General features: G+C 42.4%; 4 protein-coding genes. 2 read left to right on the top strand and 2 right to left on the bottom strand.

Annotation, left to right across the window (positions count from 1 at the left end; genetic code table 11):
- Positions 1 to 15: 15 nt before the first annotated feature.
- Together HWQ41_RS23780 and HWQ41_RS23775 are read right to left on the bottom strand one after the other, a co-directional pair.
- Positions 16 to 9,117 carry a non-ribosomal peptide synthetase gene (locus HWQ41_RS23780; protein ID WP_292768419.1) on the bottom strand — a complete coding sequence of 3,034 codons (9,102 nt, stop codon included), beginning with the start codon at positions 9,115 to 9,117 and terminating at the stop codon, positions 16 to 18.
- A gap of 34 nt (positions 9,118 to 9,151) precedes the next feature.
- Positions 9,152 to 9,730 carry an aspartyl/asparaginyl beta-hydroxylase domain-containing protein gene (locus HWQ41_RS23775; protein WP_292768416.1) on the bottom strand — a complete coding sequence of 193 codons (579 nt, stop codon included), beginning with the start codon at positions 9,728 to 9,730 and terminating at the stop codon, positions 9,152 to 9,154.
- Between the two features lie 248 nt (positions 9,731 to 9,978).
- Here HWQ41_RS23775 and HWQ41_RS23770 point away from each other — a divergent pair, with 248 nt between their 5' ends.
- Positions 9,979 to 10,743: an SDR family oxidoreductase gene (locus HWQ41_RS23770; protein WP_292768414.1), complete on the top strand. Its 765-nt coding sequence runs from the start codon at positions 9,979 to 9,981 to the stop codon at positions 10,741 to 10,743.
- Positions 10,744 to 11,184: 441 nt separating this feature from the next.
- Positions 11,185 to 13,005, top strand: coding sequence for a tetratricopeptide repeat protein (locus tag HWQ41_RS23765; protein ID WP_292768412.1), 1,821 nt, complete (start codon positions 11,185 to 11,187; stop codon positions 13,003 to 13,005).
- Positions 13,006 to 13,145 lie beyond the last annotated feature (140 nt).

Here is a 13,145-nt window from a genome sequence, read left to right as displayed (position 1 = left end):
AAGATTGGATAACAGTTATTCTAAATCTTCTAAAATTGAATCTAGTTCATTTTCCGACAACTCAACTAGATGAAAGTCAGTAGCACTATAAAATGAGGAATTGCTAGATGTTGAATCTGTTAGGTATAAACGGAGGTTGTTCAGATAACTTTCTACAAGGTTATCGATAGTCTGTCGATGATAAATGTGCTGGCTATAAGACCAGTCTACTTCCAAGCATTCGCTTTGGATGCGAGCATTAATTGCTAATAAGTGGGGACGTTCTTGTTTAGTAAATAATCCTGTTCCTGTGGGAGCATTGCTGATATTGAATAGGTTATTGCTTTTTGACACGCTGTCAATTGGCCCCAGATAATTGAAACTAATGGCAGGTGGTTGTACAGTGTCCAGGATTTCCTGTAAAGCTTGATTCTGACTGATGTAACGCAGCAACCCGAAGCTGATACCATGATGGGGAATTCCTCGTAGTTGGGTTTTAATTTCTTTAAGCAACACATCCTGATCTGCATTTTTGATCGGTTGTCTCAGAATAATTGGATAGAGGGATGTAAACCAGCCAATTGTTCTAGAAATATCCAATCCCCTGACTATTTCTTCTCGCCCATGTCCTTCTAAATCGATTAGCCAACTATCCAATTTATAAATGTCGGTTAGGGTTTTTAGTAATGCGGCTAGCATAATTTCTTGCACGCCAGCATGGTAGGTGCTGGTTGCTTGTTTGAGAAGAGTATTTGTTTCTTTTGGGGACAGTTGGCAAGATATTATGGCTGTACTATCTACTGTGTTGCTTCCAGGAATAACTGGATAATCAACAGGCAATCGGGTGACAGGAGTAGAGAGAATATTTTGCCAAAATGGGATATCTTTGATGAATTCGTTTGAGTCAGCCAGAATTTGTAAAGATGTAGTCCACTCTCGATAAGAGGATGTTTTCGGAGGTAAGGAAATAGGCTGATTATCTATAGCTTGTTGGTAGGCTTGGTTTAAGTCTTCCAGCAGAATCCGCCAGGATACCCCGTCTACAACTAAATGATGTGCGAAGAGAAACAGGACGTTTCCATATTCGGTGAGATTTGTGGCATATAGCACTCGTAGCAATGGCGGACGGTCAAATTGAAAACTCCCATGTTCTGCTTCCACGATCGCTGTTAAAGCATCTTGCTGTATTTGGGGTGGATAGTTGCTAAAATCTTCGAGCCGCAACGGGGGACTTTCAGCAAGCCCAGAGTAAGATTGCTCCCATTGTCCTTGATTTGGAAGGAATTTTAAGCGCAAAACATCATGATGGGCAACTATAGCATCTAATGCCATCAATAATGCATCGATTTTCAATGGTTCCTGAATATTCAAAGCGATCGCTTGGTTCCAGTGGTGCGGATGAGTCCAATTTTTAGCAAAAAACCAATGCTGGATGGGTGACAGGGAAACAGTACCAGTTAATGGTTCATCAGGGCGGGGTGACTCACCTGGCGCTAATGGTTTGGTTCTCGCCGCTATTCGGGACAGGGTTTGAGCTTCAAATATGTCTTTGGGGCTAATCTCCCAGCCAGCAGCACGGGTGCGAGAAACGATTTGCAAGCTAATGATCGAGTCTCCCCCCAACTCAAAGAAATTATCATCGGGATTGACGGTTTCTAACCCCAACACTTCTGCCCAGATTTGGGCTAATATCTCCTCTGTTTGAGTTTTTGGTATGGTTGGGGTTGTTGATATTTCGGGTGCGGGAAGGGCTTGGCGATCAATTTTGCCGTTGGGGGTGAGGGGCCATTGTGTGACTAACACCACGGCACTGGGAATCATATAAGCTGGTAAAACCTCTGTTAAATAATCTCGTAATTCGTTGGTAGTAGGTGGGTTTTCCTTGGGTGTGAGAGCATAAGCTACTATGCGCTTGCGTCCTGGCATATCTTGGCGCAGGATTACCACTGCACTGTCTACCCTGGCGTATCTGGTTAAAGCAGCTTCAATTTCCCCTAATTCAATCCGATAACCGTTAAATTTTACCTGAGCATCTTGCCGACCCATAAACCGGATGTTTCCTTGCAAGTCGTAAACGCCGCGATCGCCTGTTTTGTAAAGTCTCGCTCCCGGTGTTTTGGCTAAGGGATGGGGAATAAATGCCTCTGCTGTTAAGCTGGGGCGATGTAAGTAGCCTCGTGCTAAACTGATTCCCCCAATATAGATTTCCCCAGTTACACCCAAAGCCACTGGTTCTAAAAAGGAGTCTAGGAGGTAAATTTCGACATTAGCGATCGCTTTCCCAATGCTGGGTTCACCGAGTAAATGGGAACAATTCATCAAGCTGGCGCAGACTGTTGCTTCTGTGGGGCCGTAGGCGTTAAATACTTGGCGTCTCTCTCCACCCCAACGGCGAAGTAAATCTCCAGAAGCCGCTTCCCCAGCCACAATCAGGGTTTGCAATTGCGGTAAATTTGCAGGTTCAATGGCGGCTAGCAGCGACGGGGGAAGGGTAACATGAGTAATTTGCCAATTGGTTAAAGCTTCCCAAAGAGTAGAACTAGGAGAACGATTTGCCTTTTCTTGCAGATATAGAGTTGCGCCGCTACCCAAGGCCATAAAAATCTCAGAAATTGCAGCATCAAAATTCAGAGAAGCAAATTGGTAAACGCGACTCTCGGCTGTAATACCAAAACTCGCAGTTTGATTGCATACCAGATTTTGAATACCTGCATGAGACACTAAAACGCCTTTCGGTTTACCTGTGGAACCAGAGGTGTAAATAATGTAGGCGAGATTTTCTGGTCTAATTTTTAAATTAGGACGATTAGTGCCATGAGGTATTGATAATTGCTCCTCATCTCCAATAATTATCACTTTAATATCAGCTGGAAATAATTCGGGAGGCGGGGCTTCTTTTGTGAGAATCAGACGAGTTTGGCTATCTTCCACAATGAATTGCAGCCGCGTTTCGGGATAGCTGCGATCGAGGGGGAGAAATACCGCCCCCGCTTTCAACACGGCTAGCAGGGCAATAATAAAGTCTAGGTCAGGGTGAAAATATAAACCTACAATTGATTCATAGTTAATGCCGATTGATATTAAGGTGGCGGCTAATTGATTAGCACGTTTTTCTAATTCGCCATAAAAAATTGCATCCTCGCCACAAACTAGCGCCATAGCATTAGGGTGTAAATCTGCCGACTTTTCAAACAACTGATGAGCCGTGCGGAAATCTCCCCAAGCAATAGCATTCCCTTCATGGAAGATGCGCTCTTGTGCTGATAAAGCCGAGATTTTTCCTAATACAAAATCCGGGTGTTCGGCCAGATTTATCATAATATTTCGCAGGCGTGACAGCAGAATTTTCGCGGCTGTTGCAGACAGAAATTTGGTTTGATAATTCAGCTTTAATAGCAGTCCAGTATCTGGGATTACACCTATTGTCAAGGGGTAATTAGTTCGTTCATAAAACTGGATCTCATCAACTCGAAAATGCTGACCTTGCTCTTTTAAAGTTTGGTCAACGGGGTAATTTTCAAAGACTAAAATACTCTCAAATAACGACTCTCCCGCCGCCAGAGGGATTTCCTTTTGGATATCCGTCAGTTTGCTATATTCGTATTCTCGCATCTGCACATGATGCTGTTGAATGTTTTCTAGCCAAGCGGCGACGGTTACTGTCGGATTGAGGCGAACTCGCATCGGTAGGGTGTTGATAAATAACCCTACCATATTTTCGATTTCTGCAAGTTCCGGTGGTCGTCCAGAAACGGTAACACCAAATAGTACATCCTCTCCCGCACCATGTTTTTGTAAACAAAGTCCCCAAGCACCTTGAGCTAGAGTATTAAGTGTAAGTCGATGGTTTTGTGCCATCTTTTGTAATTTGGCAAATTCTGCTTGACTTAGGCGTAATTCTACTTCCGCATAGGCAGGTAAATTAGATACTAATTCCTCTTCTGGTAGTTGCCAAGATAGGCGAGTGGATGTATTAATACCATGCAGACTTTCCTGCCAAAACTGCTTGGCTTCTTCACGATTTCGAGTTGCTAGCCACTGAATATAATTACGATAAGGTGGAACAGGAGGTAGGGAATGGGGAACTCGTTGACAGGTTGATTGATAAATAGCCAGAACTTCTTTAAATATTACTGGTAATGACCAACCATCGAGGATGATATGGTGATGACTCCAAAGCCATTGCCAGGTAAAATTGTCTAACTGAATGACACTAAACCGCATCAATGGACATCTATCTAATAAAAATCCATTTTGACGATCTTCTCTCAGATATTGCTGAAGTTTATTCTCTTGCTGTGGAGACGACAAATGGCGCCAGTCTTGTTGTAAAATAGAGAAATTAACAGATTTACTAACAATTTGCAGAGGCGTATCTTGATTGTCCCAAACAAAGGCGCTACGCAAAATTGGATGTCTATCTACAACAGCTTGCCAAGCAAAATTAAAATTGTCAACATCGAATTTTCCGATGATTTTACCTGTTACTTGTTCAAAGTAAATTCCCTCTTCTGGGTTATATATTGTGTGAAATAGCATCCCTTCCTGCAAGGGAGACAGGGGATAAATATCTTCTAACTGGGAATATTTCTCTTGCAGAATGTCTAGATAAGATTGGGGAATCCTAACTAAGGGAAAATCTGATGGTGTATATCCACCTACATCTATTTCTGTACAATGGTTGAGGATATCTAGTAGATTTTGTTGAAACTCACCAGCCCATTTAACAATTGTTTGTTGGCTGTGCAAGCTGTAACTATACAACCAATCAACGCGCAATTCACCTTCAACAACAATACTGTTAATATCAATGATGTGCGGGCGCAAACCTTCTGGATTTCGTGTTAATTCAGTCTCTTCATTCAGTAAGCGGAATAACTTATTTTTGCCGCTTTCACTTCGCACTTGACCGAGATAGTTAAAGCTAATGGGTGCTGGTAAAGCTTCAGCAAAACTATTAGCAGTTTCGTTATTCAGATATCTTAAAAGACCATAACCAAACCCTCGTTGGGGAATGGAACGCAGTTGTTCTTTGACGGTTTTAATTATATCTGCCTCTAGACTACTGACTGGCAATTCTAGATGCAGAGGATAAAGAGTAGTAAACCAGCCAATGGTGCGAGTAATATCTAAATCTGAGGATAATTCTTCTCTACCATGCCCTTCCATAAGAATTTGCAGTATTTGCCCTTGGGTAATATTCTTCAAGGTTTTACCTAAAGCGGCGATTAATAATTCTTGGGGTTGGGTGCGGTAAGCTTTATTAGCTTTAGTCAGAAATATCTGAGTTTGTTCTTTGGTTAATTTCCAGGAAACTGTTTTAACAGATGACTCTAAGTTGTCTGTTAAAGAGTTGGCGAAATCTAGCGGTAATTTCGCATCCCCTTTGATAATATCTAGCCAAAACTGTGTTTCTGCTTGAATATCTGTTGAGTTGGCAAAAGTTTGGAGAAATTGACTCCACTGCTGAAAAGAAGTTGTGGGTGATGAAATTTGGCTACCACTAATTGCTTCTACTAAATCCTGAAGTAAAATCCGCCAAGAAACGCCATCAACAATCAAGTGATGAATAACTATTAAGAGTCGAGATGGGCGATTTTCTCCCAGATTAAACCAAATAGCACGAGCAAGGGGGCCGTTAGTCAAATCAAGCGATCGCTGTATTCGCTCCCCAACTTCCCGCATGGTAGAATTTTGCTCAGACTCTCTTTTCAGGGCTAAATCAACTATTTCCCAAGAAAAGGCGGCTTTGTTTTCTGTATAAAACTGTTGCCAAACTCCTTTTTCTTGTTGAAACCGTAATCGCAAACTATCGTGATGGGAGGAAATAACTTGAATCGCGGCTGCAACTGTTGGCGCTTCCAGGGATTGATGGACTTCCAAAAGTAAGGCTTGATTCCAATGGTGAGGATTGGGAAGATTGAGGTTAAAAAACCATTTTTGGATGGGACTGAGGGGAACTTCACCTGCAACTATAGCAGTAGGTAGGGCTGGCGCTCGCATCATTTGCGCTACAATAGCCAGCCGTTGGACTGTTTGTTGCTGAAATATTTCTTTTGGCGTTAATATCCACCCTTGACGGCGCATTTCGGTGACGACTCGCAACGCCAAGATGGAATCACCACCTAAATCGAAGAAATTATCCTCAATCCCTATAGAATCCAAACCTAAAACTTGCTCCCAAACGTGACAAATTACCTTTTCAGCGTCAGTTTGTGGTGGTATTAAACTGCGTCTAGCAGTAGCTTTATTCCAATCTGGTGCAGGTAATATTTTGCGGTTAATTTTACCTTGGGCGGTCAAGGGGATAGCATCCAACAACATAAAGGCCGCCGGAATCATATAATCGGGTAAACGCTCTTTCAAGGCTGTCCGCAACTGATTTTGATCGGTCTGACCATTCGGTACAATATAAGCCACCAAACGCTGATCATTTTCAGCTTCTAAGTGAACAATAACTACCGCTTCTGCTACTTGTGGGAGTGTGGCTAAAGCTGCTTCAATTTCCCCTAATTCAATACGAAAACCGCGTACTTTCACTTGCAAATCGCGGCGTCCCAGATATTCAATATCGCCATTGGGCAACCGTCGCGCCAAATCCCCTGTACGATACAATCTAGCTCCCGGTTGTTGGCTGTAGGGGTCGGGAATAAACCTTTCTGCTGTCAATCTTGTCCGATTGAGATATCCTCTAGAAACACCCATACCACCTACATAAATTTCTCCTGGGACACCAAACGGTGAGGGTTCTAGGGATTCGTCTAGTATATATAGAGATAGGTCTGGGATGGGTACACCAATGACGCTACCGCGATTTTGGGAAATATCCTCTTCTAGAATGGGACGATAAGTAACGTGAACGGTGGTTTCTGTAATCCCATACATATTGATTAAACACGGATTGCTATCGCCGTAGCGTTCTATCCACGGTTTGAGGCTTTGTAATTCTAATGCTTCTCCACCGAAAATAATTGCTCGTAAGCTTAATTTGTCTGCAAATTCTCTATCAGCCCGAATAAGTTGGCGAAAGGCGGAAGGAGTTTGATTGAGGATGGTAACGCCTTCTTGTTGTAAAAGGGTGCGAAAAGCTTCGGGAGAACGACTTTCTAAATAAGGAACTACAACTAGTTTGCCACCATATACTAAGGCTCCCCAAATTTCCCAAACTGAAAAGTCAAAAGCGAAGGAGTGAAACAGTGTCCACACATCATTTTCATTAAAGTCAAACCATGCTGCTGTATTTTGCATGAGTCTGACAACGTTGTTGTGAGTTACTAAACAACCTTTTGGCTCTCCTGTGGAACCACTAGTGTAAATAATGTAAGCTGCTTGATTAGGGATAATTTGGGAAGTAAAATTTACGTTTGGTGAAAATTCTATCTTGTCAATCACCAATAATTCCGTTACCACCGCCGGAATTGCAGATACCAAAGCCTCTTCTGTCAATAACAGAATAATCCCACTATCTTCTACAATAAAATGTAGGCGATCGCTCGGATATTTAGGGTCTAGCGGTACATAAGTACCACCTGCCTTCAGGACTGCAAGTAAGGAAATTACTAACTCTGCACTCCGTTCTTGAAAAATCCCTACCCGTGTTTCAGCACTCACTCCTTTTTGTTGTAAAATAGCCGCTAGTTGGTTGGAGCGTTGGTCTAATTCTTGATAAGTTAATTTTTTTCCTGATGCAATTAGAGCAATTCTATCGCCATGAGTGCGGGCGCTTTTAATAAATAGTTCTACTAAATTTGTTGGCTCTAATTTTGCATATTCTGATGTCGAGCCGAAGGCTAAAAGTTTCTGTCGTTCGCTGGTTGTTAACAGCGGTAAAGCGTTAATGCTAACATCAGGCGCACTAACGGCAGCGATTAATATTTGTTGATAATGAGTTAGTATTTGATGGGCTGTTTCCGGTGTGAACAAATCGGTGTTATATTCTAGTGCTACTAGCCATCCTTCCGCAGCAGGTTCTAACATCAAACTGAGGTCGAATTTAGCACCACCATTATCTATATAGATGGGTGTGACGGTGATTCCTGGTAACTTAATTTCGCCGATAGGTGCATTTTGCAGGGCGAAAAGGGTTTGAAAAATGGGTGAACGACTAGGGTCACGCTTAATTTTCAGTTTCTCTACCAAGAGTTCTAAGGGGACATCCTGATGAGTGTAAGCTTCAACGCAGGTTTGAGATATCTGGCGCAGAAGTTGACAAAATGAAGGTTGACCAGAAAGATCACCGCGTAGGGGTAAAGTATTAACAAAATAACCAATCAGGTGATCAATTTCGCTACGTTTGCGATTAGCGATCGCACTACCAACTATAATATCGGTTTGACCAGAATAACGAAATAATAAAACTTGATAAGCTGCCAATGCCACCATAAAAAAGGTAGCACCTTCTGCTTTCGCCAATACCTCCAGAGAAGCAGTGAGGGATGCTGACAGAGGTTCGCGCCACACTGCGCCCTTAAAAGTTTGTGATGCTGGACGTAATTTGTCTAGAGGTAAATCAAGCACCGGCAGAGGTGATTTTAGTGCTTGTTCCCAGTAAGCTAATTGTTGTTGAACTGACTCTGCTTGCAGCCAATTTTGTTGCCATTCAGCATAATCACCGTATTGAATTGGTAGTGCTGGTAAAGAGACTTGTGAACCTTGAACAGCAGCACTATAAAATTCGGTCAATTCCTTAACAAATATTCCTAAAGACCAGCCATCGCTGATAATATGATGCATATTCACCAAGAGAATATGCTCTTGTGCTGATATCTGATACAAAATCGCTCTCATCAATGGGCCTTTGACGAGATTGAAAGGGCGACGCGATTCTGTTTCTAAGATGATTTTGAGGTTTTCTGCTTGTTTATCTAATAGTGATTCGATTATTTTATATTCGAGATCAAATTCCTGTTCTGGATGAATTAATTGAACAGGTTCCCCATTTTCTTGAGCAAACGTTGTTCGGAGAATTTCATGGCGGTTGATAATTTCCCGGAAAGAATCTTCCAGGGCTACTTGCTGAAGATTACCCACTAGACGCAAGGCAATCGGAATATTATATGCAATGTTACCAGAAGAAACTATTTCCTGATACCAGAGTTGCCTTTGAGAGAGGGATAGAGGCAATACATAAACTTCCATAAATCAAATTCGTTTATGAACAACAGAATTGATATTAATAATTAGCGGAGGTTTCAGTTTGGGATAAAATCTTTAACCAATACTCTTCATCAATCGTTTGGTTGAGTCCCAATGGCTCGGTTAAAGTTGACTCTGGCCGGTTAAAGTCGATAAGTAAGACAATTCTGGTTTTGTCAGATTTATTCCAGGCTTCATGCTCAAATGTATCGTCAAAAATTAAACACTTACCTTCTTGCCAACTTCTAGTTTCACTGTCTACCCGAATAGCGCATTCATCGGGCACAACTAAGCCCAAATGGCAGCGCAAAACAGCTTTAGTAGCGCCAAAATGAGGGCCGATATAGGTTCCTGGAGCTAAAGAAGAAAACCCCGCCGTTGTCATACCTGGTATAATCTCAACTAACTTAGTTGTCTCAGGGCACAATCGGCAGTTTTCCTCAATTTTATTGCTAAAAGCATACAATCCAAAAACTTCCCAGCCTTGGTTATAAATATTTTTTTCTGGCCAATCAATAAAGTTTTTTGGCTGGAGTTGCTCTAATTCTTTTCTGATTAATAGCCAGTTGGCTTCTAAAACTGCGATAAATCCAAACTCACTTGATTCAAAAAACATTTTGCAGTATCTTGTTCCTTGATTTTGTTTGTTTCTATTTTTATAAACTTCTTGGAAAAATGCTCAAAACGCTGGAATGTTTATCTAGAGCATGAAGTTGAACACAGATTCATGCAAGATGTTAAGTTATCTTGCGATTTTCTTGGTTAACTTGCATCTGGCTCCGAATACCATTCCTAATTTTTGGACTTTTGCAAGAGGTCTAATAACATTTCAGTTGCTCATCATACCATGTTCTGTAAAATACTATGCAATTAGAAAATATTAACGCAATAGTGACCGGGGCTGCCAGTGGAATCGGACGTTGCATCAGTTTAGAGTTGGCTCGTGCTGGGGCCAAAGTGGTTGGCGGCGATTTGGATGTGGATGGTCTAAAAGCCTTGGAAGCAGAGGGTATTGGATTGCCAGGAGAAATCTACGGATTACAGCTTGATGTAGCGAATGAATCAATTGTTAAAGAATTTGTTCTCCTCGCTTTTGAAAAGATTGGATATGTTAATACCTTGGTTAACAATGCGGGCATTCTTCGTGATGGGTTACTAGTTACACGTGACGAAGAGGGTTGGTTACGTAAACTGCCGACGGCACAATGGAAGCGGGTAATTGATGTGAATTTGACCGGTGCTTTTTTGATGTCACGAGAATTTGCGGCTGTAGCGATTGAGAAGAATATTTCCCCAGCTTTAATAGTGAATATCTCTTCTGTAACCAGGTCAGGCAATCCTGGTCAGTCAAATTATAGTGCCTCCAAGGCGGGACTAGACGCAGACACACGTACATGGGCTTTAGAATTGGCATCCTTCGGATTTCGGGTAGCCGGCATCGCACCTGGATTGACGAATACCCCAATCCTCAGTCGAGTATCTCCAGAAGCCTTGGCACAAATGACTGCTAAAATACCTATCGGTCGCATAGCTGAACCTTACGAAATCTGGCAGGCCATGCGTTTTATTATTGAATGTGATTACTTTACTGGTAGCGTCATAGAAGTGGATGGCGGTGCCCGATTTTAACCCACTCCCGTGTAGATGAGTAATTCGGTTGGACAATTTGAATTACTCAAATGTTTTAATTTAGGTCACGTAGGACTTACGCAAAATATCTCTGAAACTCTGATTTCTCTGTGTACTCTGCGCCTCTGCGGTACCCTTCTCCTGACGGAGACGCTACGCGAACGGGAAGCCACTTCGTGTCTACGTTATTCCGTAACTCGCGCGTAATATCATGTCCAACTTAATACTTATGTCATTGCGAGGGTCGCGTGGCAATCCCAAACCTTTGCGATTGCTTCTCTACGAGACGCTACGCGAACATTCCACTTCGTTGCATTCGCAATGACATATCGTAAGTGATTTGCCGAACTTGATATAAGTCCTATCACGGATAAAATAAAACTGTTAAACAAGAATCCCGTTGCCTGAAAGCTAAGGAATGTCGAAATCCCAAAAAATTACATGAATGCTGAAGACTTTTTAAACCAAGGATTAAACCACAATTCGCAAGGGGATTATCAAGGAGCGATCGCAGCTTACACCCAAGCAATCAAGCTCAATCCTAACTATGCTGAAGCTTACCATAATCGAGGGATTATTCTCAGTGGTCAACTCAAAGATTATCACGGTGCGATCGCAGATTTTAATCGCGCCATCGAAATCAATCCCAATTTTGCCACAGCCTACTATCACCGAGCTAATGCACGTTACTTTTTAGGCGATTATCAAGGAGCGATCGCTGATCATAACCAAGCATTACAAATAGATCCCAATTTAGCCCAATCTTACCACAGCCGGGGTAATGCTTACTTTGCCTTAGAAGACTACGACAAAGCGATCGCAGATTATATCCAAACAATAGAGATGAGTACCCAATTAGCTGATAATATCAATATTGATATCGCCAATGCTTATCATAATCGGGGTGTCGCTCGTTTTGAGAGCGGTGATCATCAAGGAGCCATCGCAGATTTTCAGCAAGCTTTACAATGGCATCCCCATTTTGCCGCAGCTTACAGCAATCGGGGTAATATTCATCATATCTTAAGAAATTATCACGAAGCGATCGCTGACCACGACCGAGCATTACAATTAGATCCTAACTTGGCGGAGGCTTATCATAACCGAGGTAACGCCCACTACGCTTTAGCAGATTATCAAAGTGCGATCGCAGATTACAACCGCGCACTTGAAATAAATCCCAACTTTGCCGGAGCATACTACAATCGGGGTCTTGTTCTTTCTTATCTTAAAGAATATCACCGAGCAATTGAAGATTTTAACCAAGCATTAAAGCTGAATCCTGATGATGTGCAAGCCTATTCTGAGCGGGGTCTTGTCCGTAGTACTATTGAAGATTACGAGGGTGCGATCGCAGATTATGACCGAGCATTACAAGAAAATCCGACTTTAGCTTTAGTATACGGCTTTCGGGCCAATGCTCGTCGCCGATTGGGAGATTATCAAGGTGCAATTGAAGACAGTAATCGCCTATTACAACTCAATCCTAATTTAGCAGAAGGATATTGCGATCGCGCGGCGGCTCGTCGTTCTTTAGGAGATCATAAAGGTGCAATTAAAGATTATGATCGGGCATTACAGATTAATGATAACTTAGCCGCAGCTTATTATGGTCGGGGTATTGCTCGCGAAGCCCTGCAAGATTTACAGGGAGCAATTGATGATAACACCCAAGCAATAGAGCTTGTTCCTGATTTTTCGCAAGCGTACTGCAATCGAGGAAATGCTCGTCGTCTTTTAGGAGATGAACACGCAGCGATCGCAGATTATAATCAAGCATTAGAAATTAATCCTGATTTAATTGAAGCATATTATAACCGAGGTTCTACCCGCTATGCTTTAGAAGAATATGAAAGTGCGATCGCAGATTACACCCAAGCTTTACAAATTAATCCCCAATCTGCTGCATTTTACAGCGATCGCGCTAATGCTCGCTATGCCCTAGAAGATTATCAAAAGGCAATAGAAGATTACAGCCGAGCGATCGCGATCGACCCCAGCTTTGCTGAAGACTGGTACAATCGGGGTCGTAGCCGTTCTTTATTAAAAGACTTACAAGGAGCGCTTGCAGACTTAAACCAAGCTTTACAGCGTCAGCCTAATTGGGCTTCAGCTTACATCCTTAGGGCAGATGTCTACCAAAATCTGGGAGACTCTCAAAGAGCAATTGCCGATTTCCAGAAATCCGCAGACTTGTATTATCAAGAAGGAAATATCCAGTATTATCAACAAATTATTGAGCTAATTGAACAACTTAAATGAGGGCATTGGGCATGGGGCATTGGGCATGGGGCATTGGGCATGGTTATTTTCCTTGTCCCCTTGTCTCCCTGCTCCCCACTACCTATTCATATCATGTCCGCCAAATTACCCATAATATAAAGAACCCCACCCCCAACCCC

The organism is Nostoc sp. NOS(2021) (assembly GCF_017115025.1).
GTDB lineage: Bacteria > Cyanobacteriota > Cyanobacteriia > Cyanobacteriales > Nostocaceae > Nostoc.
Note: the sequence above shows the minus strand (reverse complement) of the source record. Positions and strands in the feature narration are given on the sequence as shown.